Here is a 24,079-nt window from a genome sequence, read left to right as displayed (position 1 = left end):
ATCATCTACTTCATTTGTACGTCGTTAAAAAATTCTTTTTCCTTGGTAAGCTCTCCCTTTTCATTAAAATACTTGGCTTTACCAGTTTGTTTACCAAATTGATAATGTTGTTCTTCCTTTAGATTTCCATTAGCATAATACTTCTTAACAATACCATGTAACTCATCATGCTGATAATTTCTTTCTTCCTTTACTGAACCATCCTTGTAATAACTAATCATTGTACCGTGATAATCACCGTCTTTATGTTGCGTTACTTTTTCCTTTTCTCCTGAGTAATAATAACTCACGTACTCATTCACAAAATAACCGTTCTTAAACTCCATCGTTGCAGAAGGCTTCCCATTATCATAAAAAGCTTCTATAGTACCTGAAAAATTATCCAAAGGGATCATAGGTTTAAGTTTCCCATTTGCATCATTATAGCTATATCCAATGATCATATTATTGTGATAATATCGCACTAGTTTCAACTTCCCTTCTGGGCTGTAGAACTTTCGCGCTCCATGTAAATTATCATTTTTATAAACTGCTATTTGAGAAACAACACCCTCTTCACTGTAGTATTTGTATTCTCCTTGTCGTTGGCCATTTTCGTATGTATATTCTCGCTCTAGTTTTCCATTCTTGTGATAATATTTCCAATCGCCAGTATACTCTCCATAAAAGTAATTTCCTTGTGTGCTAATTTGGGTATTATCGTGATACCAGGTCCAGACACCATGGGGTTTCCCATTTAGAAACTTACCTTCGACTACTTTTGTTCCGTCAGGATCATAGGCCACATAATCACCTTGTTTTACTTCATAGAGATATTCTGCAGAACTATTTACTTTGCCATTAGGGTGCTTGATTATCAAAGTATGCTTTTCTTTTTTACGATCATAAGGGATCTCTTGTAAAACACTACCATCCGTATTGTAGTAAGTTTCCGATAATAACTCGCCATTGTCAAAGAGCATTTCCTGATATAGTTTTCCTTCTGGGCTATAGGATTTTTGTAGACCATGACTTTGACCACGATGATAATAGTTATCATCTTTTATTTGCCCATTTGGATAATATGAAATCCATTCTCCTTGTGCTCTACCTTTTTTGTTCCACCCTTGTCTGGACAGATTGCCATTTTTGTGAAATTCTTGATAGTATCCTATCAAAGAATCATTACGATAAGTAGCAATGGACTGTTCTTTTCCTGATCTGTAATAGTCGTAATAATCGCCTTGAACCTGATCGTTTTCATAATTTACTTTACTGGTAAGCGTGCCCTCTTCGTAGTATTTCCATTCTCCTTTTTTCCCTCCTTTTACGTCATAAAGTCCTTCGGTTAACAGATCTCCCAATGGAGAGTATCCTTTGTAGTAGAATTCTCCTTTTTTCTTTTTGTTTTCATATACAACATCTCCATTTTTATTGAAATAACGGTACTCTATGAACTCACCATTTCTATACACAAATTCATAGTGCAATTTGCTATCCACATCATACTCTTTGTAGAGCCCATCCAGTTGCCCTTTTTCGTCGTATGCGAATTCGAGCTTTACCGTATTATCGGGATAAAAAGATTTCCAATCCCCCACATAATACCCTTCTTTAACATTTCCGGTTTCGGATACATTACCATTAGGATAGTAAGTTGTATAAGGACCATCTAACAAACCTTCCTGATATTGATAAGTTTCTTTTTTCTGTCCGGTATTGAAATACTCTTCCCCCAATCCAGATAGTTTTCCTTCTGTGTAATTCACTTTTTTGGCAATTTCTCCATTTACATGGTACAATACTAAGGTGCCATCAAGAAGGTCATTTTTATAATTTACATCGTATTCGATAGCAGATTCTCCAATACTGTGATAGGACTTATACTTTCCATTTAATTTCCCCTTAGTGAATTGCTTTTTCTCGATTAATGCTCCGTTATAATTATAAAATTTATATTCTCCTTCTAATTCTCCATTTTCATAATTGCTAGCTATTTTTGGATTTCCATTATCGTGAAAAGCAGCATATTTCCCCTGTAACTTTCCGTTTTTGTAGGTCTCGATATCTGTAACTTGCCCAAAATCATTATACCATTTCCATTCTCCGTCTCTTCTACCTTCTTCATCAAATTTCCCAATTCCGTTTAATTGGCCCTTGGTATTATACATGTTCCAATTCCCTATCTTATTACTTCCTTTACTAAGTCCTACTGCCTGTAATTCGTAATCATTAAAAACATGGGTTAGTTGTTGTGTTTTACCTTCAAAAGTCTGGGTATTATTTTTTTCCATAATCTCCAACCACTTGGCATAAAACAAATTGATAAATTCTTTGATCTCAGGTACTTTTTTATCGACAATTTTCTTGAAGGATTCGTTTTTGATAGAATAGCTAATGGTATAGGTAAAAGCATCGAAGTGCCCATTTTCAAAAAGCCATTTATAAAATGGAACATATTTTTTGTCCCAAAAACCACTATTCCCTTCAAAATCTTCAAGTTGTTCAAAAAGTGCGTGATTTTGTCTGGTAAGTCCAACATTGATCTTATTATCGATTGTGTAATTCGAGCTAAGGGCCATTCTACTGTTGATGACTAGATCGATTTCTTCAAAAGCGTCATCATCTTCAGATATTGTAATTCCCATAGGCTCTAAGTCACTGCTTTTAGAAACAGAAACATTCAACGAATTCAAAACTGAAAAGGAATCTGCTCCATCCGGATTTAGCAACAAATACATATCAAATGCCATTAGTGCCTGACTGATCTTTCCTTCAACAAAGCAAATCTTCCCTAATTGCAAGTGACTTTTTTCATAAAACGGATCTAAATAAATAGATTGCATGTAATTCTTTGCAGCCTCTTCCCGATTCCCTAATTCTTGCTGTACAACACCTATGTTATGAAAAAGCACATTGTTTTTGGGATAATCTTTTACTGCATTGGTATATAAATCCAGGGCCTCCTGTAATTGTTTGGATTGTAATAGTGCTATTCCTTTATTCACAATAAAAGAATATCTGTTCTTCCCATTTCGAATCTTCAATCCCTCATTGGTAGCTTCAATGACTTCTTCGTATTTCTTTTGTTGAAGTAAATAGTATGATTTTGTAACCAGGGAGGATTCGTAAATGGAATCATTCTTATTGATCTTATCCAAATAATTTATGATATTATCGTATTCCTCTTTTTGTGTAAACTCACCCAACTTAATGGACATTTCGTCATAATCAATAAATTCAACCTTTTCCTGAGCGTGCAAAAATGTAAACGCAAAAAGCGTACTGTAAAGCAATGTTTTTTTCATATTTGTTATAAAAGTTGAGTAGGCGAAGTGTGTGACGAGAATTCTGATTTTCAATTGATCTTGATTCTCTTTACGTTATGAAGATTCAAAAATAGAATAAAACCACGAATTGACAAGGTTCGCCAAATTGTTTTTTGAAATTCGTTTTTTCAGTGAATACTAGTATAAGGTGGATCTAAAATTTCGTGCTTGTGATAAAATCCAAATCTAAATCCCACTGCTTCTGAATACACATAACTTTGCAAAAACATATCATATTCTATCGGTGCACCAAGGGATTTCATCGTATTGATTAATCGATACAATTTGGATTTCGACATTCCTAAACGATCAGCCAAAAGTGCTGGTGTTCCTGTAGCTTCTAAACGAATAAGTTGATCAATTCTTTGAATAAGCTCGATGTGTTCAAAAATTCCATTCATAATTACTTCTTTAGTTTGACAAATCTTTCCCAATCAATTTTAAATTTTGAGGTATATTAGTAAGTGTCATCCTACTCACTTTTATTACCCCTTTTTTGAAAGGTTTTTTTATCAAAGAAGCAGATATTGGGTATTTTAACCCTAAATTTTTTGAAAAATAACGAGTAATTTCTTAAGGAATTAAGAGGTAGAAAAAGAAGGGCATGGTATTGAACTTATCTGGTATTACTCCAGATCTTCAAGTAGTTTTATAGCGTTCTTTTTGTAAATACCATTGTATTGAATAAGTTCTTTCAAAATAGCTATTACCTGTTTGGTATCTCCTAATTTTAGATAGGTCAAGGCCAAATACCACTGTGCATTTTCATAGTACTTGTTGCTTTTGGCAATTTCTTCAAAAATGGGAATTGCTTTCTTTTCCTGATTAGTATTCATATAGCTATTCCCCAAATACAGGTTGAATTGATTTGACTCTTCCTCAGTCACCGCTTTTTCTAGTGCTGTAATTGCTATCTTATACTCTCCTTTGGCATAATTCGACAATACTTCCTTATAATCGGTATCGGTTTCGCCTCTAGTAGTATCTTCTACAGGAAAAGGAGTGTAATAAGAAGCATATAAATCTTCGTATGGGTTGTTTCCAAAAAAGAAGAACCATAACAACGTTGCAATCCCTAGTACTATTGCTATTGAAGCTGCTATTTTCCAGTAATGTAATGAACCCGATGCAGTTGCTTGTTCTTCGGCCTTGATCTCTTCACTGATTCGTATTAGTTTTTCACGAAATGCCAAGGTCTCCGTATCACTTAGCGTTTCATGTAACACTCTATGCTTTTCGACCTCTTCTTGCAAGGCAGCACTAGCCAATAGCTCTTTTTCAAAAGCTGCTAATTCCTCTTGAGGCAAGGTCTTGTTAAGATACCCTTCTATTTTTTCAAACAATTCCTGATTTCTCTCCATATGGCTTAGTTTTCAGGTTCCGTTTTTAATTCCTGATACATAGGATCTTTTTCGATCATTTCGATCAATGATTTTTTGCAGTCAAACTTCTTCTTTCGGGCATATCCTTCAGAGTATTCCATTTCACTTGCTATTTCTTTCATGCTCTTCCCTTGAAATACTAAAGTCAGAACTTTTTTACAACTTTGATTGAGCTTTATAAAATACTTTTGATACACATATTCTCGTTCTTTTTGATCAATGATATCTACAATCTTTTCTTCTTCTCCTGTCGAATGATCTAAAAGTTCAGCTTTGGTAATAATTCTACTAGTCTTTCGTAATCGGTTTCTCCAGATATTTTTACAAACCGCATAAAAATAGGTATGTATCGAAGCGGTAACCTCTAGCGAATCTGACTTCAACTTTTCATATAACAATACCATCGCATCCTGAAATACATCTTCTACATCGGCTTCGTTACCTGAGTTTTGCAAAATGAAGCTCCTTACATACGCTCGATTCCTTTTGTAGAACGCCTTAATTACAGCGTCATTACCAGTGCGAATACCTTCCAAAATGTTACTTTCGTCCCTTATGCTCATAGATTAATGTGCTATAGCAGTAAAACGTTACTTTTAGGCTTATCGTGTTCTTAATTCATCCATAGATCTATCTTGCAAGATCCATGCTAAATATTTCAAACTATAAAAGTAACGTTTTTACGTTCTTTGCTATTAATAAATGAAGGATAAATACCAGAAAAAGATTTAGGTATTATTTCATTTTTAGAAAAAAGAGGAAACGAAAGAATCGATAAAAATTATGAAGTTTTAGCCTTTTGCTTAAATTTTCGGATCCCCCAGGCCACTTTATAGGTTCTGAATAGCAGATCATAAAGTACCATTTCGTGCAATCGGTTTTTGGATCGAAACAAACGGTTCATCAGCATATGGATATAACTACTCATCAAGTTATCCAATCGATTTTTATCTACCTGTTGTACAATGGCATTAACGACAGTATTATTTTGTTCACTACGAGCTTCCAGCACATCAATAATAGGAGCATAATCGGGATTATTATCTCGGGTAAACACCATAAATTCTTTAATCTTTTCATGCTCTTCCCTGAATTTTTTATCCATTTGCTTCTTCAGGAACTTATTCATTCCAAACTCTTTTCCAAACCCGGTTTTTAAGCGCTCCATCAATGCTAACTTTTGATCTTCGTCATATCCAAAATCGGCAAGCAAGGTATCCATTGCTCGTATACTAAACAACCAACGTAGCTCTTCTCCCTCTTCTTCATCGATCATATCCAGAAAATCCACCATCATTTTACTATCATAAAAGAATAAGTTCTCTGATGCTTCCATGGTCTCTTCTCCGTAGCGTTCTATTTCCCGTTGATAGGTATCGATTTGTATTTTCCAGATCAAATCCTGCTGGATATAGGTTGCCAAAGAGGGCTGCAACGCATTTATAATTTCGCCTACTTTGCTGGCATCTGTATAATGAAATCGGACTCTAATATGGTGTTTAGGGTCTGCATAACGAATAAAAAACCATTTATCAATCACTCCTCTGGCCAACAAATCATCAGTAACAGGTTTGATGATCTGAGTAAGTACTAAATCTGCCGTTTTAGGACCAGTATAGAGTTTGTAGTATAACCATTCGTCCCCAATGATAAAAGATCGTTGTGTATTACTCATTTGTAGTTGTTGTATTTTTTAGCTTTTGTTCGTTATAGAATGCTAGTACAATCTGGTTGGTATATGCTTGATCGCCTTCATTTACAACCCCGTTTTGACCATGTAAAAATTCTTTCAATTTAAATGTAGATCTCTTTTTGATGGTATGCAATAGCATCGCTGCCGAAGTTGTGTTTTTTGTATTAATCAACAACTCATTGTCACCATCTACCAACAAAACGTAGTTAGGTAGTTGTTGTTGATTTACCCACTCTTCCAAAAGAGCAACAAATTGATCTGAAGTCGGATCCACTTCTGTCAATTTTTTGATATCCTTGGTTTTGATATGCCAAGTTGCTTCAGATAGGATTACTCCATTATATTCTACTCTTGGTAAAAAATCTGATTCATCCGCCAAAGGCCCCCAATAAAATCCTAATCCAGATCGCATCCTTTGGGTTTGCATATTTGCCAAAAACTGATAAATCGGTAATGGATCTCCAGAATAATTATGCGCATTGGTAAGATGTGGCATCACTTCTTTATTGTGTTTTTTTGATCGCAACAATACCTTACTATCGTGATTGGTTGAAATCATCAAATCGTCCAAAGTTAGCTGATGTTCTGGAGCAACTATTGATTTGGCCAAATAAGGGATTTCATACTGTCTAAAGGCAGGGCGCATCAGTATATTTCCTACTCGAGATTCGGGAAGGTGTACGATCTCTGCCAAAATCTTATCCGGATTTTCCTGGGTTTCGATATCTATAATCTCCTGGGTATATTGATGTAGCTCTTCGTCCCCATGGCAAAAACGTCCTAACAAATTGGCTGCACTAGACCCTCCTATATTCGACATTATAATTTTTTCTTCCCCATCAATGGTAGTCATTTCTACCATCGAAGACATAGTATCCGGCAAGTCGTCCCAACGAGTTTCAAAAGCTTCAAAATCCTTGTCGGTAAGTTGGATAATACGTTCGTCTTTTTGCAAAGCTGACATCATTTTTTTCTGAAGAATAGCATGTACGGGAGACCACTGCAGTTCCTTGCTTTGTACCCCATTGTTTTGTTGAGGTAAAATCAAATCGTCTACAATTTTACTGATATCTCCTGTTCCTTGGTTTTGCACAAAACCAATTCCTAATTCTACATCCAACGCTTTAGAAAGAGGAACTTCTCTATTTTCGTATCGCTCATAAAATGCCTTTTGAAATCTCGTCATCAAGGTTTCCTTTGGCGGAATAGACATTTTGTTTAATAACGTAATTGCTTTTCTAACCCGATGCAGTAATTTTTGATCCAAGGTATTCGCTTGTGGGGTGATTACCATATCGGTCTGGAACATATATTTGAGTTCAAAACCTACTTCGAGTTCCTTTAAATACTCACTGAGTTCGATATATTTTTGAGGATCATTCCCTATTTCGCCATCCAATTCTTTTAAGATTCGTTGTGCATTTTCTAGCGTAGTGATCAAATTTTCTGTGCCTTCAATCCTTTTTAAAACCGGTAAAATTTGATCTAGAAATTCTGGTCCAGACACCGAAGGTTCGAGCTCACTAATCAGCAATTGACTATTTACCAATTCTCCTATAAACTCTGTTGCATCTTCTATAGTAATTTCATCATCTACCAACAGCTCCGCCAGATCTTTGAGCAAAGCTCCTGTTTTAGCTTTTTCCAGCACTTTTTGCAGGTATTCAGAATGTTCTACCGCTACGATATGATGTATCCTTCTACTGTTTACGTAGTTGTACTCTACATAACGTAATTGATGCCCTGTTTCATAAATACTGGTATTTGGATAAAACAACAGTTGTGATCGTATTTGTTGATCTTTAACAATATGCTGTGACAAAGCCACCAGATAGTTCATATCCAGTCGGGTATGTCGTTTATTTTTGGATTTATGTTGTAGGTCCAAGAGGGTTTCATCTGAAAACGTTCCCACAGCAGTTCCTGCAAACAAACCAAAGGGTGTACAACGAGAAGACATCCGGCTGATGTATTTGAGTACCGAATATTTCATTCGGTCTGACTTTTCACGGTCCTTGATATTTCCTTCTAACCACTTTTCAAATTCGGTATAAAGAGAAGGGGAAGCCAGGAAAATAGCTTCTTTTATGATAGGATCCTTACATATAGCTTGCAAGGTATCATCCGATAGTGTTACGTCTTTGGTTAGTTCCTGATAAAAAGAAAAAGAAAATAAAGGAACGCGCAATACGTATTTAGGGAAATTTTTGTAAATCATAATGCTGTTTTGCAATGTGTATTAGCTAATGAGCAGGCATTCATCCCACTTGGTCTCAAAATTGGCTAAAAAAGAAATAATGGTAAGGCCAATTCCGGCGATTCCTTCCAAAAGATTTAATTCATTCATCCATTCTTTTTTATCTCCTCTCCATTGCTTAAATCCAGCATCCCCATCTTCATGTACAGCCATTTTCAGTAATTCATCTAACCAAAAATCAGCCGCTTCTTGAAACGCGGTTTCTTTTGTTTCCAGAAACATGTGATTATAGATATTGGCAACTCCACAGGCACCATGACAATGCCCTGAATCTAATACGACGGCTTCTTTAAGGTCTCTTCTTTTGGTAGAATTTTTTACTATAGCCAAGGCCTCATTTTTATAAGTTTCATTATCGAGTACAGATCCCGCTCGCCACATCGAAAGACCAATACCTAAATCTCCGTAACACCATGCCAAGCGTGAGTTACCTTCTTTGGATACATCTTTATGCACCCAACTTGGATACCAGGACGATTGACTAAGGTCTTCCTTTTTATGGCTTAACATATATTGAAGTGCACCATCAAGCATCTTACTAACCGCCTCTTTAAAGTCCTCATGAACATAGGTTCTACTCAAAAAGTTAATGATACTTGACATTCCATGAGAAAGACTTAGGTTCCCCCCTTTGGTACCTTCTTCTACATTAAGATCAAAAACCCACCATATGGCTCCATCTTCCTCTTTTTGGGCAGCCTCCCAAAGGGCTTGTATCAATATATTTACATTATTCCGGTATCGCTCTTTAAGTTCTGGCGATTTGGTATTTTGATAGCGTTTCAAAAAATAAAATCCGTACCCCGTAGCACCATGTAGAAAATCGAAATAGTTGCGTTCAAGATCACCTTTCATAGCTTCTAATAAAAACGGATCCAGATCTGCCAACAGCTCATCATTGTCTATATCTACAAACTCTTGTTCACTTAAAAAATCCAGCACCCAGGCGGCACCTGCTATTCCCGAGCAAAAGGTAGGATAGGTATACCCAGCACTAATCGACTCTACTGCCTGAGATATGATCTCGGCTCCCTTATCTGCTGCTTCCTCAGAATCTTTATATCTGGCATAATAAAACTGAAACAAGGAGACTCCAGAAACTCCTGCCAATACTCCCAAATTTTGATTTTCGCTTTGATAATTCTGTAAGACCCGGTAGATTTCATCTAGCTTTTGTTCTAATGCTTTTTTTGTGCTCATATACTATTATATGTCATTAAATACGGATTTGTTACTAGGTACAAATCAGATTTGTGTCAATTTGCTTCACAAAGTACTAGACTATCTTGTAAATGAAAAACAAAACCACACGAAATTCATGAAAATAGGGTGATTTGTTTTTATTTAGTTTACGACATAAAAAAACACCTTTTAAAAAAGGTGTTTTTCATTAAAAACGATTCTTTTATTTAACGAGATGTGATATCAAATAAATTGACAGTCTCGCAATTACCCACATGTTGGGATTCACTACTCGTAGTGGGCACACTTGAGTATTTTGAAGCCGTAGGATCTCCACCTCCTTTTACATATTGCATAGCCTTTGGTGTAATTCGAGCCACAACTACTTTTTTTAAGGTAATGTGTTTATTTTTCATGACATTATGATTTTAACGATCCCGTTTATCGTATGTGAAACGTATCACAAGAAATATCACTTTCATTACAATGTGTATGCTGAGACTCAATCTCTACGGTTGGAACACTGGTTTGCTTTCCATGAGAATCATCATCACCTCCTCGTACAAGGTGCATTGTACTCGGGGTAATTCTCGCAACAATAAGTTTTTTTAAATTGATCTTTTGATCATTGATGTGTTTGGTTTTCATAAGCTAAGATTTATTTGAAATATTATTATGAGTGATAGAACTTTCATTGTTATCTGCTAAATGTACAGTTTCAAAGATCAAAACCATAAAAGCGCCATCCCAAATTTCTAAAATTGACGTTCTCGAAACTAGGCATTTTGATGTGTCAACTGTTGTTCTAATTTCTCAATGTTTTTAATGTAGTACGAAGGATTCAGCCCTGTTTTTGTTTTAAAATGTTTGGTAAACGAATTGTGGCTTTTATACCCCACTTCGGTGGCAATCGATTTTATAGAAAAAGCTCTAAATTTTCGATCGTTTTTGATCTTTTTGAGTGCATATTCAATCCGTAAATCATTAATATAATCCTTCATACTTTTCCCTTTATGGATATTGATGATTTTGGAAAGATAGGTCGTATTGGTTTTAATTTTTTTTGCGATAGCGTTCAGATTACAATCAGGACTTAGGAAATATTCTTTTTCTTCCAGGTTTTTCAATTTTTTTAGGATGGTTGCCACTTTTTCGTCATCTATAACGATCTCTTTGGACTGGTTTTCGTTTTCTTGCACCGAGATTTCTTCCTTCTCTAATTTGGTGATCTGTTCCATCAAATCGTCAAATCTCTTTTGATTTGATTTTTGTCGCCTATAATATTGGATCGCCATGATAAGTAATCCCAAAGAAATCAGAATAGACAGCACGATGTATATGCGTTTCTTGATCTGTTCTGCTTTCTTTTCTTGTTTTAAGGTCGCGATTTCTTTTTCGAGCTCCGCAGCAGATTTATCAAATATAACGTCTACAGTTTGATCTTTTTTCTCTTCATAAGCAGCTCTTAACTTTACATATGAATCGTTCCAACGTAAGGCCGTTTCAAAATCCTTCTTCTCTCGATAACAATTGGCCAGTAGTAAATGTGTCTGTATAATTTCTATTTTTTCCTGGTCTTTGTCTTTAGAAATTTCGATATTCTTTAATGCATACATAATCGCTTGATCATACTTTTGTAAATTGTAGTAACAGCTAGCCAAAAAGTAGTTACTATTGAGGTGGTGATAGAAATCGTTATCTACATTGTCTGGGGCAAGTATCTCTTGTGCTTTTTCTAAAAACTCAAACGCTTCTTCGTATTTCTCCTGATTATGAAAAACAATACCTTTTTTGATGTATTGATCTACCAAACCTTCTTTAAAATCTAGTTTTTCACTCAAAGCTATACCCTTGTTTGCAAAGTGCAAAACGCTATCATAAGCTTCTTGCGCCAGAAAAAAATCGTTAATCGTAGTATATATCCGCGCATGATTTTCTTGATTGGCATATGGTGTTTTATCAATATTATTGAGCATATAGGACGCCAATTCCTGACCTTGTTTCCATCTTTTGGTCCTATGATATATGATAATCATCCCCGATTTGGCTAAAATCTCAAGGCCAACATTCCCATTTTTTTTGCGAACTCAATTGCCTTATAATAGGCCTCCAATGCTTTTTGATCATCAGGTTTTCTAAGATAGATATGTCCTATTATGCTATATGCTCTACTTACGACATCGTCAAGTTGTAGTTCACTTCCTAATTGGATCGCCTTATCGAGAAAAACCAGACTTTTGTCAAACTGTTCTTTTTGATAGAAAAATACCCCAACATTAGCCCATTGTTTTGCTACATTTTGATCCAAAACAGAGTAGCTGGCATAGTTCAATATCGCTTTCTCATAGACGTCCGTATTTGTGCTATCAGTTTGCAATAGATGAACCAATTCATCAATTGTTTTGTGTGTACTCTTTTTTGAAGAGGTATGAGAGTCTTGTGCAAACGCATTGGCAACTCCAACTAGCATAAAAAAGAGAAAATGAACGTCTTACAGAGACCTGAATTAAGAAGAATACCCATTACCTTTTGTGTGAATCAATTTTCTCAAAAATAATGATTTACTTGATTAATAGGGTAATCCGTTTCTGTAGACAACTTTATAAAACAATAAAGCGCTGTAAATACAGCGCTTTATCCTAAAACAACGATCTGTTATTTTAAATGACATCCAATTCCTCCTAGTTCTTCTGGGACACTATTACACATTAATGTAGCCCCACCCCCTTTTACTTTATCCATTTTGAATTCGCTGATCTGCATCTTTTTTAGGTCTAATTTTTTCGTTTTTGTTTTCATGTGTTTTTAATATTGTTTTAAAGGTCACATGGAACTCACCAAATAACCATTTTCGATTTGTATCAAAAACTTTGTTCTGGCTCGTTTCATGTAACAATTGGTTTAAATTTACCTACTCTGTCTTAAGGTTTTCGGTATCCCCTTGATCTCAAGGTAGACAGTTATCCGGTAGATTAAAAACACAAAAACCGTATTTTGAATAAAATAGGGAGGTAAAAATGGCTCTAAAAACTTGCGCTAATCATACATTAGAACTAGCAAGCGATAGCTATACTTTTCTTTCCAGCTGTTTAAGAAAATAAGAGGGGTAAAGTCCTGTACGTTTATAAAAAGATTTGGCAAAAGACTCTGCACTTTTAAAACCTACTTCCTGGGCGATGGCTTTTATTTTGTATTTCCTAAATACAGGATCTTGTCTTAATCGATTTACCACAAAATCAATTCGTAAATCATTGATATAACTACTGAAGTTTTTTTCTTTATGGGTATTAATAATTTTGGACAAATACGTGGCATTGGTTTTTAACTTTTTCGCCATTGAGGTCAAGGTACAATCCAATCTTAGATAAAAGTGCTCTACTTCCAGTTGATCTATTTTTTCTAATAAGGCAGTTAATTTTTCATCATCGATAATCATAGCTGCATTTGATTTACTTTTTTCAGGTAGTTTTTGTTGTTGGGTTTCCAGCAAATCAATTTTAGCCATCAAATCATTAAAGATATGCTTATTTGATCGTTGTTTTTTAAAGTAAAAAAGCGTAAACAATAGTAATAGACAAGAAGTTAATCCAAGAATCGCATAGATAAGCACTTTTACTTTTTTATCTTTTTCACGTTCGTTGTTAAGACGTTCTATATTTTTCGTTAGCACATTAGCTTCTATTTCAAAAATTTTGTCGGCAACCAAGTCCTTTTCTTTTTCATAGGAGGCATTTAACTCCATATATTTATTATGCCAGGATAATGCTTCCTCATGTTCATTTTTCTCTGCGTAACAGTTTGCCAATAACAAATAACATTGAATCACATACATTTTTTTATGATCTTGCTCATCTGCCATATCAATACTTTTACGTAAATACGTAATTGCTTTATCATATTCTAGTTGTTTATAATAGCAACTTGCAAGGAAGTAATTTGTAAGAACCGTTGGAAAAAATGGAGTATCAATATCATTATTTACTATTAAGTCTTGGGTTTTATACAAATAATGAAAAGCTTTTTTATACTCGCTTTTGTGGTAATATACCATCCCTTTTTCTACGTAGAGATGCACCAAAAGTGTTTTTGAATCGATTTCTTTTGCAATTTTAATTGCTTTATCCGCAAAATATAATAAAGAATCATATTCTTCTAGAGCCAGATATACTTCATTTGCACTAGTTAAATAATACCCAAGAGATTTGCGTTTTCTTTTTAATTCTGGCAATTCCATCAATTTAAAGATCTTTTGGGTTGTATCATAAGCTCGATCTAGTTGCCCCATACGCTTTAAAGCGGTTGCAAGTCCAGAATATGTTTCAGCTTTTGTACTAATAAGATAAGTTACTTTTTTAGACATCTCTAAAGATTCATGATACGTATCTATAGCCTCTTTGTATTTCCCCTCTAGTAAATATACGTGCCCCTTTCGAAGAAGAATCTTAAAAGTCAAACTATCATGTTTTAACTTTTTAGCTATAAAAAGTGCTTTATTATAATTTCGAATACTTTTCTCATATTCTTCAATGTAAAAATATTTTAATCCTTCTTTATTATGTTCTTTTGCGATTTCAAAACTATCTTTTTGAACTTCCTGAGCCAATGCAATTCTAAAGCCTAGCAAAAGCCAAATACAAAAAAACAAACATAAAAACATGAAATGTTTCTGAAGACAAATGTCATAAATCAAAGTAATTACACTATCAAAAATACATATTCAATTTGAATTAAATTATAAATGATAACTTATTTAAAATCAAATTTTTAACACTTATTGTAGCAAGTCGGATTTTATAAAATCCGACTTGCTTTACTTGTATCCTACCTCCTGTTCGGTATACTTTTGATTATAAATAGCATGGCCATGCAATTCATACTTAATCTTTTAAAACAACAAATGTAATGAAGGAAAACAATAGGATTAGTAAAGTACTTACTGAAGAAGAGGTAATGGCTATACAACAAAATATCAGTCAACTAAAAAGCGAATTTGATTTTTTACAAAATCTTACCCCTAATGAGCGTAAAAGCTTACCAAAGATCAATAGCGCCAATAAAATTTTTGCTGAAGACAGCATCCATATCCTGGAAGGAAAACCCAAATGGATACCCGAAGCCCTTGATGCTATCGAAGCAAAAAAGGATTTAAAACTCTTTGAACAATTAGACCCTATCATCCTGGAACTAGAAAGCTTACTTCGCCAAATGAAAGATACTCAAATGATTGCTGGTAGCGAGGTATATCGAGTAGCACTATCGGTCTACAACTTGGCTGATGCCGCTCGCAAAATGCCTATGGAAGGAGCGCAAAGTGCTCATGAGTTATTAAAAGCACGTTTTACACAAACGACAAATACCCCAAAGCCTACAGAAGAAAAACCATCTACTACCTAAGCATTTCTAGTAGATCAGGCAAAAGTGAGCAGTATCGATCCAAAAATGAATACGAGCAGTTCCTAAAAGTAGTACTACTCACAATTATTGAGCAATCAGATAGTAATGATGTATAACCACCCTGTAATTGTAGTGGGCAAATCTACCGGTATAAAGTGTCTTGTGACAAAGTTACTGGGTACTTCTACACATTTAGCACCATATCTGACAAACTTACGTGAATCTTTAACAGTTATAGTACCCCAAACTACATATACAAGTGGGGAGGGGTACTTATCAAGTAGGGTAAACACATCGTCACTTGCGTCAAAAATCAGCAATAAAAAGAAACAGAATGAATTTGATTATTAAACAAGTACAACTTATAGCTCGTATCGATCAACTCATACGATTGGAAGCTACAGGATGCCCAGAATATTTGTCAAAACGATTAGGAATTTCTAAAAGCTCTTTATATCGATTAATCAATACCATGAAAGCTCTAGATGCACCAGTAGCATATGACTATTACAGAGAAAGCTTTGTGTACAAAGAAAGTGTACATTTTCAATTTGGATTCTATAACAAAGATCCAAAAAACACAATGTCTTCCAGTACTTAATTAAAATATTTTTTTGAGTTTCAAAAAATGAAACTCACGTGTTGTAGTATTGTGATACAAAAGTTATCTCGCCACAACGTATTCAAAGAGTAAAAAAATTCATAATGTATTGTGAATGTTGTTCTAAGGAGTACTGTTCTAACTTTATGTAAGCCGCATCAATGGGTTCTTATCCTACCTAAGCCCATTTGTTTTTAAATGTGATTCTAAATGGATTACAATCGTATGTCTAATAATAACAAATGAAAATATTATGAGTTTTTCTTTCTCATCTTACTCTTATGATAATTGTGTTTTGGTTACTTCGAAACTTACTCGATTACTACAGGTTAAAGTTTCTTTAAAAACTATAAAAGACAAAATTTTAGAGCATCCTAATCACCCATCTCTGTTATCTATTTCGGATGCTTTAGAAAGCTGGAATATTCAAGTAATTCCTGCAAAAATTAACTTCGATCAAATAAGTACGGCAGAAGATCCTTTTTTAGCTCAAATACATAAAAATGGTCAAGACTATTTTATCGTCATTGATAAAATAAATAATGAAGAGATAAAATTTTATGATCAACAAAACAAATACACTTCATTGTCCACAAATCAATTTATAGAGGTTTGGACCGGTGTCGTATTATTTGCAAATGTTAATGAAAAATCGGGTGAAGAAAAATATAGAGAAAATGTAGTTCTGAAAAGGTTGAACATTGCGTTAGCATCTTTTATTAGTGTTGCTGTTATTTTTTGGATTGTAACATCATCTTTTAAAATAGACACTACCAATCATCTTATTATCTATCTATCATTGACTGTTCTTAAAATTATTGGAATACTCATAAGTCTTGTTTTACTTTGGTACGAGGTCGATAAACATAATCCTGTTGTAAAACAATTTTGCTCTGCCAGTAAAAAAGTAAATTGTGATGCGGTTCTGAGTTCTAAGCCTTCCCAAATCATAGGAAATCTTTTGAATTGGAGCGAAATAGGGTTTGCGTATTTTGCAAGTACTTTTATTTATCTACTTATTTTTGGCTCAAACCTAAGTGCTCTTTCAATAGTAAACATTCTAGGCATACTTTCCTTACCTGTAATTATTTTCTCATTGTGGTATCAGTTTTTTAAGATAAAACAATGGTGCTCCATGTGTATTGCTATTCAATCTGTTTTGTTTGGAGAATTTATGCTTTCTGTTACGACTGCCAACTATTACCCAATGTTTTCCATTAGGGATATCGTTGTGTTTGTAGCTCTTTTTTCTACAATCATATTAACCTGGAAGAGTGTAAAGCCGATTCTATTAGATCAAAAACGCAAACAAATTATACAAAGAAGTTTCAATAAGTTTAAAAACAATCCCAGTGTTTTCCAGGGACTGCTATCCACTACAAAATCGATGGAACACAGCTCGACAGATTTAGGAATATTGTTAGGTAGTAATAATGCTCCTTATAAAGTCACCAAAGTTTGTAATCCTTATTGTAACCCTTGTGCTCAAGCACATCCTATATTAGAGAAATTGGTGAAATCAGGAAAAATACAATTACAAATTATTTTTACCTCCAGCCCAAAAAAAGAAAATAAAAACTCTTTACCTGCAAGGCATTTAATGGCATTATCGAACACAGAGCTTGTCCATAAAGCTCTTGATGATTGGTACCTGAACGAGCATAAAGATTACGAGTTGTATGCTAAGAAATATCCTTTAAACGGGGAACTCGATCAACAAACTCAAAAACTTCAAGAAATGTTTGATTGGTGCAAAAAAGAGAAAATAACACACACTCCTACGATATACATCAACAACTATGTTCTGCCTACTGAATACACGGTTAAGGATTTATTAGATGTATTGATTTAAAAAGTAAATCATTGTTTAATTTAAATTTAATATTTATGAATTCAGATTTTTTGAATTTGATGGGAATTGAAGATACTCAATTGTTATCAAGAGAACACCTTAAAAACGTAAGTGGAGGAGGTGAAGTGCATTTAACTCTCGATGGAGATGTTGTAGCTGGTTGCACTGCTAGTTGCACCAATGCAGAGCCTGTAACTTGTAGTGGTAAAAACTGTGTAGCTACTGACGATGTGGGTTGTAAAAGTGATCTTGAACACCAAGATTGTATTGTAGCATAACTTAAATTTTATATTATGAAAAACTTGAAAAAAAATAGATTAGACAGAGATCAACTGAAGTACATTTTTGGAGGAGGTGAGCAATACTCTTCTTTAGATGGGAAAACAGATTTTGCTTCTTGTGTTGCTGATTGTGGTAATGGATCAGCAGCAGTTTGCCAAGGTGGTGATTGTTGGGCGACCGATCTAGTAGGTTGCGGTGTTGAACCCGGTGTTACCTTACACGCTTGTTGAAATATTTAACTTTAATTATATTTGATTATGAATTTTAAAATTGAAAACGCACAATTGTTGTCTAGAGAAAGCCTTAAAAATGTAAAAGGAGGTGGAGAACAACATTCTGATTTAGATGGAAATTCAGGTGCTTCCTGTATTGCTAGTTGTTCTACAGGTCAAGCAGTCGTTTGTACAGGTAGCTGGTGTAATGCCATAGACGATGTAGGTTGTCAAACTGATATTATGAAAGTTGATTGTGCAGGAGCATAATCATAAATTTAAGGGGTGCGTAAGCACTCCTTATTAAATTTTATTATTATGAAATACTTATTTGTTGTTAGTTTATTATTTATTCTCACTTCTTGTCAAGAAAAAAGTTTGACTCATACAATTGTTTTAAAAGAGAATCAGGCAAAAAATGTATTAAATCAAAAAGCCGGGACTTATCAACCTTCACGAAGATTTGACTCTTTACCATCTTTTTTAATAGACTTACCACAAGCCGATACTTTAGATATTCGTTATGTAGATTTTTTAAGCCGGAGAAAACTAAAAGCTTTGCATGAGACAAAATTATTAGATAGTTTGACCTATTCCATTGATTCTTTAAAAAGAGGTGTTTACGTAGTGAATGGATACAGGAACGATAAGCAGTTTATAGTAGTTGACGCAAATAATAATTATTCTTTTAAAGATGATACTATAGTTTATTTAAATCAAGATTTTAAGCACCGTATTTTTGATGAACCTGCAATAAAAAATAGTGTTCCTTTTGTTACTATAACTTATGATGATTTTGACGGTAAAGGCATTTCAAAAAAACAGCTTAAAGTAAAGCCTATACCCTACAAATTAGATCATCAAAAATATTGGAGTAAAGAACAAATTGAAAAAGCAGGGCCAAGAATAATTAATGATATTTTTGATACTAAATTATATTATCAGATTGATTGGAGAGGTAAATTAAATTTAGAACAGCAAGAATATGTTGTAAATGTAACCAAAGGATTTAACAAGCCTAGAATAGCATTTTATAAAGATGGGCATCATGTTGCTAATGAACGCTATTATAGGATGAAAGACAGCGTTAATTTAGAAGGTTTATATTATGTCATTGATAGTATTACTCCTATATGGGACACTTTATTTATAAAAAAGTTAAATATTAAAGCTCCTAAATGGGGATATCTCAAAGGAGAAAAGTCAGTAGATTTTGTGTATAAAAGTATTACCGGATATGAAAGAAAAATAAGTGATCTCTTAAAGGATAAGGAATATGTGTTAATTGATTTTTGGGGAACCTGGTGTGGGCCTTGTAAAGAACTGACTCCTGATTTAGTGCGAATGTCCAAACAGTATGATAATTTATCATTACTTAGTGTAGCCTATGACAGGAAAATAGAGCCTTTGTTAAAATATATCAATAAGCATAAAATGGATTGGGATCATGTTTTTGTGCAGGGTAACGCAAAAAGCGGTACAGAAAAGAAACCCTCATTAATCAAAAACTTTGCTATAGAAGCGTATCCTACATTTATATTAATTAACAAAGATTTAGAAATTATATATAGAGATACGGGAAGACCTGGATTAGAAAAGATAGAGAAAATAATAAACAATCACCAATAACTTTGGTTTATTACATAAGAATTTTGATAACTAGGTAAAGTAATGTGAGAATAAACGGATACGATTATCAGTTTATTCTCTGGTTACTTCTAAAACTTTACCCAATCAACAGACACTCATTCCACTTAGTATCAAAAGGTGACAAGTACGAGATCATCGCCAGACCTATCCCAGAGATTCCTCCCAATAGGTTAATCTCTGGTTTCCAACCTGCCTGATCACCGCCTTGCCATTTCATATATCCGGAAAGACCATCAGTATGTATAGCCATTTTTAACCCTTGATCCAACCAAAAATCGGCCGACTCTTGAAATACTTTTACCCCAGTCTCTCTGTACATACATTCATACATATGCATTACACCATAAGCCCCATGACATAGGCCTGCATCCTCGACACTCACTTCTTTAAGATCGCGACGATTCGTAGATTTGGTAAGCACTGCAATGGCTTCTTCTTTATATTTTTCACTTTGTAATACGGTCCCTGCTTTCCATAAAGTGATGCCAACCCCCAAATCCCCATAACACCAAGCTAATCTGGAGTGTTCATTCTTTTCGCCATTACTAGTCACCCAACTGGGAAATGTTATATCACTCCCGACATCCTTATTTTTAAATTCCAGCACAAAGTTTAGAGCGCCGTTCAGTAGTTTGCTAGCAGGTGTTTCAAAATCTTTATGAACGACCAATCGCGATAAAAAATTAATAATACTGGGAATCCCATGAGATAGCCCCAAATTATATCCTTTTATGCCTTTATCACGTTCCAAATACGATTCCCATTTGATCGTATTCCCTTTGATAATGGCTTTTTGATCCAGTAGCCTTAGGACATCCAACAAAATGGTTCGGTATCGTTCTTTTAATAAAGATGAGGTCGTACACTCGTAGCGTTTCAAAAAATAATAGGCAATCCCCAGAATACCATGCAAAAAATCGTAAAAATTAGGATCATGCTGCAGTCCTTGTACGGATGGGAATAAAAATAAATCCAGCTCTCCTAATAGAGCATCGCAATCCAGATCTACAAAATCCTCTTGCTCTAGTAACTGAATCGCCCATGCAGCTCCGGCAATCCCCGAACAATAGGTATAAAAGTTATATCCATTATTGATCTTTTCGATTATAGAAGTAAGTATTGCTACACCATCATCTGCAATCGAGGCATCATTCATCAATCGGGAATAATAGAAATGAAAAAGGGCAATCCCCGCATCCCCAGATAGCACCCCGATGTCTTCTTTTTGACTTTCATTTTTTGTTAAAGTCCTATGTATTTGAGCTAGTTTATCGTATACAATTGATTCTTTGTGCATGGATATGTTTTACTTCGTACAGATAAAAAAGCTGCCCGATCAAGGCAGCTTCCACTCATAGTTGAAAACCAAATGATCTCCTGGTATAGAAAATCACTCAAACTCTCATATGATTATGCCCAACTAGAAGCATTGTGCTCCCGGAGGAGGGCATGTATTTAAAGCTCCATTAGTAATACAAAAAACAGTCTCTCCCGGATTACACATGGCTGTTGGATGCCATCCTCCTTTTACACTGTCTTGTTGTAATTTGCTAATCACTTCCTTTTTTAGTCCAAGACCTTTTAGCGATTTTTTCATGTGAATAAAGTTTTATAAGTATACCTACTCTGTTTAAGGTTTTCGGCTTCCCCTATACAAGATCTGGCACAAATAACTCTGCACATCGATCTTGTTATAAAGGTATTAGCTTAGACGACCCTATAAAAGCATCACTACCCTAGTTTAAACAAATCTGGGTATAAAAAAACCTGCAGTAGTGCAGGTCTTTTTTAGTACGTTATTAGCCTATGGAATATGTACACACGGTCCACCAAGATTTCTTACGGTAGGTTGAAAAATATCCTCACTTGTAGGAACACTGCTCCCACCTTTTATTTTATTTAAAACGTTTGTGTTGATACTAGCGATGGTAAGCTTTTTAAGTCCCATCTTGTTTTGTGATTGAGTTTTCATACTAGTTTTACTTTGATTAAAAATTAGTCGTACTATGAGTGTTTACTATAACACAGATATAGTGCTATAGCGGTTTGAATATAATTTTTTATACCCATTATTAGTAATTAGATCGCCCTAATTTGTTTAAAATAGGGGAGCATAAACAGCGTTTAAAAATTCAAGTAAAAACCCTTCGATATTATTTGATTTTTTTAATCTAGGGCACCATATTTTCTAAACTTTTTTCCTGCTTTTGCAAGTTCTTGATATAGTAAGATGGATTTAAACCCGTCTTGGCTTTAAAGTGTTTGGCAAATGAATAATCACTTTTATACCCAATCTCATTAGCAATAGATTTGATGGAGAAGGATCTGAATTTTTTGTCATTTTTCAATCTCTTCAATACATAATCGATCCGAAGATCTCGTATATACTCGTTAAAATTCTTTTGCTGATGTATGTTTACAATCTTTGATAAGTAGGTAGAATTGGTTTTTACTTTTTTGGCCACCGAACGCAAATTACAATCCAATCGTAAATAATATTCTTGCGCTTCTAATCGTTCTAATCCTTTTAGGATATGGGTGATCTTTTCATCATCAATGATAATCGGCTTTGTAATGTCCTTTTTATCTTCAGCTTCCTGTTCCTTGGCTTCTAAGTCATTGATTTTTTGCAACAGATTATCAAATCTGGATTTATAAGTTTTTTGTTTTTTGAAATAAAGTACGGTTCCAATTAAAAGTGCTACAAACAGCAATACCGCAAGGATATACACATAGGTCTTGATCCGTTCATTTTTGCGATGTGCATCTTGTAAATCTACGATGCCCTTTTGCAATAGCTGCGCTTCTTTTTGGTAGATCTTGTTGATGGTGGCTGTTTTCCGCTTTTGGTTAGCTTCATTAAGTTCTACATATCTAGTATTCCACAATAGCGCATTTTCAAAATCCTCTTGAGCAGCATAGCAATTGGCAAGTAATAAATTAGATTGTAGCACAGGTAGATTAAACAAATCTTTTTGTTCTGAAGCTTTGATGTTATCCAGCAATCTTTTTATAGCTTGATCATATAATCCTTGTTTGTAATAGCAACTGGCGATAAAATAAGCACAGTTGATCGTAGGATAGAAACTATTGTTAACCTCGTTGGTTTGTAAAATTTCTTCTGCCTTAAATAAAATATTCAAAGCATCTTCATATTGATCTTGGTGATAAAAAACCACTCCTTTTTTTATATACAAATCCACCAACCCTTCTTTGTAGTCAAGTGATTTACTAAGAGCGATCCCCTGTTCTGCATAGTGTAATACCGAGTCGTATTCTTCGGTATCCAAATACACTTCAATACTAACGGTGATGGTTCTAACATGATTTTTGGTATTCTTGTAAGAGGATTTGTCTATAAATTGTAAAATTTCTCTGGAAAGTGCTAGCGCTTTATCATATTGATTGGTCTTTTTATACACCAATACCAATCCTGAGTTAGCTACTAATTCTCTATCATAATCCTTAAGTTCTTTCGAAATCTCTATGGCTTTATAATAGGCATCAAGCGCTTTTTGATTTTGGTCATTCATCAAGTAAGAGGTTCCTTTAGCCGTGGATGCCTTACATAGTAATACCTTATCATCTAATTCTATGGCAATCTTTTCTACCTTATCCAGAATGGCAATACTTTCTTCATACGCTTCTTCATAATAAAGTGCTCTTCCTTTTTGATAATACTGTTCTGCTAACTCCAGGGTTTGGGTTTGTGCAGCGGTATGGTGTATTCCCAAAATCAGGAATAACAGGTAAGAAAAGAGGTATACAAACCGTATAGAGGAGCCCAGCATGATGTTGTGTTGATGTGAATATTCAAAAGTAAGAATTTACTTTTTGATGATAAAACGCTGGGGCTGGCCTAAGGTTTATCTAAAAGTAATCGTACAACTGCTGGATTGTCCAAACCATCGTACTCTATTTCTGGAAGCTATTTTGTAAATCCCGTCTCTAATCATTCTAGGCACAAAAGCCAATAATGCAGCAGCTAATTTCCATCTTGGGATTTTGGAAACAATTTTTAAAAACCCGTCAGAATGGGTATGTGCTCCATTTTGATCGATAAGAATTACCGTTTCTAATTGCTCTAATGGATATCCATACTGTTTGAGGTAGGCTTGACCTTGTGGAGATTGAAAAGGTGTAAACTGAAAAATCTCTTCTGGGGCAAATTTTAATAACCACCCTACAACCCCATTACATAGGTTGCACTCGCCGTCGAATATAATTACACTTTTATTTGCTAGATTTTCCATAACATTGGTTTTT

The 24,079-nt window shown here is 34.5% G+C and carries 25 protein-coding genes; 7 read left to right on the top strand and 18 right to left on the bottom strand.

Going from position 1 to position 24,079, the window contains the following annotated elements; genetic code table 11:
- Nucleotides 1–5 precede the first annotated feature (5 nt).
- From AC0L3Q_RS02020 to AC0L3Q_RS01960, 13 genes are all read right to left on the bottom strand, one after another.
- Nucleotides 6–3,287: a hypothetical protein gene (locus tag AC0L3Q_RS02020; protein WP_473284668.1), complete on the bottom strand. Its 3,282-nt coding sequence runs from the start codon at nucleotides 3,285–3,287 to the stop codon at nucleotides 6–8.
- A gap of 149 nt (nucleotides 3,288–3,436) precedes the next feature.
- Nucleotides 3,437–3,709, bottom strand: a complete 273-nt coding sequence (locus tag AC0L3Q_RS02015) for a hypothetical protein (protein ID WP_473284666.1) — start codon at nucleotides 3,707–3,709, stop codon at nucleotides 3,437–3,439.
- A 225-nt stretch (nucleotides 3,710–3,934) separates the two neighbouring features.
- The gene (locus AC0L3Q_RS02010) at nucleotides 3,935–4,669 is read right to left on the bottom strand and encodes a tetratricopeptide repeat protein (RefSeq protein WP_473284665.1); all 735 of its coding nucleotides are present in this window, start codon (nucleotides 4,667–4,669) and stop codon (nucleotides 3,935–3,937) included.
- Between the two features lie 5 nt (nucleotides 4,670–4,674).
- A complete protein-coding gene (locus tag AC0L3Q_RS02005; RefSeq protein ID WP_473284663.1) occupies nucleotides 4,675–5,253 on the bottom strand; it encodes an RNA polymerase sigma factor in 579 nt (192 codons plus the stop codon).
- A 218-nt stretch (nucleotides 5,254–5,471) separates the two neighbouring features.
- On the bottom strand, nucleotides 5,472–6,365 hold the full coding sequence (locus AC0L3Q_RS02000) for a thiopeptide-type bacteriocin biosynthesis protein (RefSeq protein WP_473284661.1): 894 nt from the start codon (nucleotides 6,363–6,365) through the stop codon (nucleotides 5,472–5,474).
- Entirely contained in the window at nucleotides 6,358–8,601 is a 2,244-nt protein-coding gene (locus AC0L3Q_RS01995; protein WP_473284659.1) for a lantibiotic dehydratase family protein, read from the bottom strand. The genes AC0L3Q_RS02000 and AC0L3Q_RS01995 overlap by 8 nt, the downstream gene beginning before the upstream one ends.
- Nucleotides 8,602–8,622: 21 nt before the next feature.
- Nucleotides 8,623–9,840 carry a lanthionine synthetase C family protein gene (locus AC0L3Q_RS01990; RefSeq protein ID WP_473284657.1) on the bottom strand — a complete coding sequence of 406 codons (1,218 nt, stop codon included), beginning with the start codon at nucleotides 9,838–9,840 and terminating at the stop codon, nucleotides 8,623–8,625.
- Between the two features lie 209 nt (nucleotides 9,841–10,049).
- The gene (locus AC0L3Q_RS01985; RefSeq protein ID WP_473284655.1) at nucleotides 10,050–10,238 is read right to left on the bottom strand and encodes a hypothetical protein; all 189 of its coding nucleotides are present in this window, start codon (nucleotides 10,236–10,238) and stop codon (nucleotides 10,050–10,052) included.
- Nucleotides 10,239–10,263: 25 nt separating this feature from the next.
- Nucleotides 10,264–10,470 carry a hypothetical protein gene (locus tag AC0L3Q_RS01980; protein WP_473284652.1) on the bottom strand — a complete coding sequence of 69 codons (207 nt, stop codon included), beginning with the start codon at nucleotides 10,468–10,470 and terminating at the stop codon, nucleotides 10,264–10,266.
- 128 nt (nucleotides 10,471–10,598) lie between these two features.
- Nucleotides 10,599–11,858 (bottom strand): helix-turn-helix domain-containing protein, encoded by a 1,260-nt coding sequence (locus AC0L3Q_RS01975; RefSeq protein WP_473284650.1) that lies wholly within the window; start codon nucleotides 11,856–11,858, stop codon nucleotides 10,599–10,601.
- An 11-nt stretch (nucleotides 11,859–11,869) separates the two neighbouring features.
- Complete coding sequence (locus AC0L3Q_RS01970; RefSeq protein WP_473284648.1) at nucleotides 11,870–12,292, bottom strand: hypothetical protein; 423 nt, start codon at nucleotides 12,290–12,292, stop codon at nucleotides 11,870–11,872.
- Between the two features lie 185 nt (nucleotides 12,293–12,477).
- Nucleotides 12,478–12,621 carry a hypothetical protein gene (locus AC0L3Q_RS01965; RefSeq protein ID WP_473284646.1) on the bottom strand — a complete coding sequence of 48 codons (144 nt, stop codon included), beginning with the start codon at nucleotides 12,619–12,621 and terminating at the stop codon, nucleotides 12,478–12,480.
- A gap of 268 nt (nucleotides 12,622–12,889) precedes the next feature.
- On the bottom strand, nucleotides 12,890–14,446 hold the full coding sequence (locus tag AC0L3Q_RS01960) for a tetratricopeptide repeat protein (protein WP_473284644.1): 1,557 nt from the start codon (nucleotides 14,444–14,446) through the stop codon (nucleotides 12,890–12,892).
- 278 nt (nucleotides 14,447–14,724) lie between these two features.
- On the opposite strand from AC0L3Q_RS01960, the gene AC0L3Q_RS01955 reads away from it, so the two are divergent.
- From AC0L3Q_RS01955 to AC0L3Q_RS01925, 7 genes are all read left to right on the top strand, one after another.
- The gene (locus AC0L3Q_RS01955; RefSeq protein ID WP_473284643.1) at nucleotides 14,725–15,216 is read left to right on the top strand and encodes a hypothetical protein; all 492 of its coding nucleotides are present in this window, start codon (nucleotides 14,725–14,727) and stop codon (nucleotides 15,214–15,216) included.
- Nucleotides 15,217–15,550: 334 nt separating this feature from the next.
- Entirely contained in the window at nucleotides 15,551–15,817 is a 267-nt protein-coding gene (locus tag AC0L3Q_RS01950; RefSeq protein ID WP_473284641.1) for a hypothetical protein, read from the top strand.
- Nucleotides 15,818–16,070: 253 nt separating this feature from the next.
- The gene (locus AC0L3Q_RS01945; RefSeq protein WP_473284638.1) at nucleotides 16,071–17,669 is read left to right on the top strand and encodes a vitamin K epoxide reductase family protein; all 1,599 of its coding nucleotides are present in this window, start codon (nucleotides 16,071–16,073) and stop codon (nucleotides 17,667–17,669) included.
- A 35-nt stretch (nucleotides 17,670–17,704) separates the two neighbouring features.
- A complete protein-coding gene (locus AC0L3Q_RS01940) occupies nucleotides 17,705–17,947 on the top strand; it encodes a hypothetical protein (protein WP_473284636.1) in 243 nt (80 codons plus the stop codon).
- 15 nt (nucleotides 17,948–17,962) lie between these two features.
- Nucleotides 17,963–18,181 (top strand): hypothetical protein, encoded by a 219-nt coding sequence (locus AC0L3Q_RS01935; protein ID WP_473284634.1) that lies wholly within the window; start codon nucleotides 17,963–17,965, stop codon nucleotides 18,179–18,181.
- Between the two features lie 27 nt (nucleotides 18,182–18,208).
- Complete coding sequence (locus AC0L3Q_RS01930) at nucleotides 18,209–18,433, top strand: hypothetical protein (protein ID WP_473284632.1); 225 nt, start codon at nucleotides 18,209–18,211, stop codon at nucleotides 18,431–18,433.
- Nucleotides 18,434–18,481: 48 nt separating this feature from the next.
- The gene (locus AC0L3Q_RS01925) at nucleotides 18,482–19,792 is read left to right on the top strand and encodes a TlpA family protein disulfide reductase (RefSeq protein WP_473284630.1); all 1,311 of its coding nucleotides are present in this window, start codon (nucleotides 18,482–18,484) and stop codon (nucleotides 19,790–19,792) included.
- Nucleotides 19,793–19,889: 97 nt separating this feature from the next.
- Here the strand turns inward: AC0L3Q_RS01925 and AC0L3Q_RS01920 are convergent, their stop codons facing one another.
- The 5 genes from AC0L3Q_RS01920 to AC0L3Q_RS01900 all read right to left on the bottom strand — a co-directional run bounded on the left by AC0L3Q_RS01920 (nucleotide 19,890) and on the right by AC0L3Q_RS01900 (nucleotide 24,066).
- Complete coding sequence (locus AC0L3Q_RS01920; RefSeq protein ID WP_473284628.1) at nucleotides 19,890–21,110, bottom strand: lanthionine synthetase C family protein; 1,221 nt, start codon at nucleotides 21,108–21,110, stop codon at nucleotides 19,890–19,892.
- 123 nt (nucleotides 21,111–21,233) lie between these two features.
- Nucleotides 21,234–21,410, bottom strand: a complete 177-nt coding sequence (locus AC0L3Q_RS01915) for a hypothetical protein (RefSeq protein WP_473284626.1) — start codon at nucleotides 21,408–21,410, stop codon at nucleotides 21,234–21,236.
- Nucleotides 21,411–21,617: 207 nt separating this feature from the next.
- Nucleotides 21,618–21,785: a hypothetical protein gene (locus AC0L3Q_RS01910; RefSeq protein ID WP_473284624.1), complete on the bottom strand. Its 168-nt coding sequence runs from the start codon at nucleotides 21,783–21,785 to the stop codon at nucleotides 21,618–21,620.
- 199 nt (nucleotides 21,786–21,984) lie between these two features.
- Nucleotides 21,985–23,604 carry a helix-turn-helix domain-containing protein gene (locus AC0L3Q_RS01905; RefSeq protein WP_473284622.1) on the bottom strand — a complete coding sequence of 540 codons (1,620 nt, stop codon included), beginning with the start codon at nucleotides 23,602–23,604 and terminating at the stop codon, nucleotides 21,985–21,987.
- Between the two features lie 75 nt (nucleotides 23,605–23,679).
- A complete protein-coding gene (locus AC0L3Q_RS01900; RefSeq protein WP_473284620.1) occupies nucleotides 23,680–24,066 on the bottom strand; it encodes a thiol-disulfide oxidoreductase DCC family protein in 387 nt (128 codons plus the stop codon).
- Nucleotides 24,067–24,079 lie beyond the last annotated feature (13 nt).

The organism is Aquimarina sp. KJ22-3, from assembly GCF_055808215.1.
The sequence above is the reverse complement of the archived record's forward strand: the minus strand, read 5'-3'. Positions and strand labels throughout refer to the sequence as shown.

Excerpts from the sequence above, each read along its gene's own strand:
- AC0L3Q_RS01920 (WP_473284628.1), bottom strand. The coding sequence starts at position 21,110 with ATGCACAAAGAATCAATTGTATACGATAAACTAGCTCAAATACATAGG.
- AC0L3Q_RS01915 (WP_473284626.1), bottom strand. The coding sequence starts at position 21,410 with ATGAAAAAATCGCTAAAAGGTCTTGGACTAAAAAAGGAAGTGATTAGC.
- AC0L3Q_RS01950 (WP_473284641.1), top strand. The coding sequence starts at position 15,551 with ATGAATTTGATTATTAAACAAGTACAACTTATAGCTCGTATCGATCAA.
- AC0L3Q_RS02020 (WP_473284668.1), bottom strand. The coding sequence starts at position 3,287 with ATGAAAAAAACATTGCTTTACAGTACGCTTTTTGCGTTTACATTTTTG.
- AC0L3Q_RS01910 (WP_473284624.1), bottom strand. The coding sequence starts at position 21,785 with ATGAAAACTCAATCACAAAACAAGATGGGACTTAAAAAGCTTACCATC.
- AC0L3Q_RS01980 (WP_473284652.1), bottom strand. The coding sequence starts at position 10,470 with ATGAAAACCAAACACATCAATGATCAAAAGATCAATTTAAAAAAACTT.
- AC0L3Q_RS01970 (WP_473284648.1), bottom strand. The coding sequence starts at position 12,292 with ATGCTAGTTGGAGTTGCCAATGCGTTTGCACAAGACTCTCATACCTCT.
- AC0L3Q_RS02010 (WP_473284665.1), bottom strand. The coding sequence starts at position 4,669 with ATGGAGAGAAATCAGGAATTGTTTGAAAAAATAGAAGGGTATCTTAAC.
- AC0L3Q_RS01985 (WP_473284655.1), bottom strand. The coding sequence starts at position 10,238 with ATGAAAAATAAACACATTACCTTAAAAAAAGTAGTTGTGGCTCGAATT.
- AC0L3Q_RS01965 (WP_473284646.1), bottom strand. The coding sequence starts at position 12,621 with ATGAAAACAAAAACGAAAAAATTAGACCTAAAAAAGATGCAGATCAGC.
- AC0L3Q_RS01990 (WP_473284657.1), bottom strand. The coding sequence starts at position 9,840 with ATGAGCACAAAAAAAGCATTAGAACAAAAGCTAGATGAAATCTACCGG.
- AC0L3Q_RS01930 (WP_473284632.1), top strand. The coding sequence starts at position 18,209 with ATGAATTTTAAAATTGAAAACGCACAATTGTTGTCTAGAGAAAGCCTT.
- AC0L3Q_RS02000 (WP_473284661.1), bottom strand. The coding sequence starts at position 6,365 with ATGAGTAATACACAACGATCTTTTATCATTGGGGACGAATGGTTATAC.
- AC0L3Q_RS02005 (WP_473284663.1), bottom strand. The coding sequence starts at position 5,253 with ATGAGCATAAGGGACGAAAGTAACATTTTGGAAGGTATTCGCACTGGT.
- AC0L3Q_RS01975 (WP_473284650.1), bottom strand. The coding sequence starts at position 11,858 with ATGATTATCATATATCATAGGACCAAAAGATGGAAACAAGGTCAGGAA.
- AC0L3Q_RS01995 (WP_473284659.1), bottom strand. The coding sequence starts at position 8,601 with ATGATTTACAAAAATTTCCCTAAATACGTATTGCGCGTTCCTTTATTT.
- AC0L3Q_RS01925 (WP_473284630.1), top strand. The coding sequence starts at position 18,482 with ATGAAATACTTATTTGTTGTTAGTTTATTATTTATTCTCACTTCTTGT.
- AC0L3Q_RS01945 (WP_473284638.1), top strand. The coding sequence starts at position 16,071 with ATGAGTTTTTCTTTCTCATCTTACTCTTATGATAATTGTGTTTTGGTT.
- AC0L3Q_RS01905 (WP_473284622.1), bottom strand. The coding sequence starts at position 23,604 with ATGCTGGGCTCCTCTATACGGTTTGTATACCTCTTTTCTTACCTGTTA.
- AC0L3Q_RS02015 (WP_473284666.1), bottom strand. The coding sequence starts at position 3,709 with ATGAATGGAATTTTTGAACACATCGAGCTTATTCAAAGAATTGATCAA.
- AC0L3Q_RS01935 (WP_473284634.1), top strand. The coding sequence starts at position 17,963 with ATGAAAAACTTGAAAAAAAATAGATTAGACAGAGATCAACTGAAGTAC.
- AC0L3Q_RS01900 (WP_473284620.1), bottom strand. The coding sequence starts at position 24,066 with ATGGAAAATCTAGCAAATAAAAGTGTAATTATATTCGACGGCGAGTGC.
- AC0L3Q_RS01940 (WP_473284636.1), top strand. The coding sequence starts at position 17,705 with ATGAATTCAGATTTTTTGAATTTGATGGGAATTGAAGATACTCAATTG.
- AC0L3Q_RS01955 (WP_473284643.1), top strand. The coding sequence starts at position 14,725 with ATGAAGGAAAACAATAGGATTAGTAAAGTACTTACTGAAGAAGAGGTA.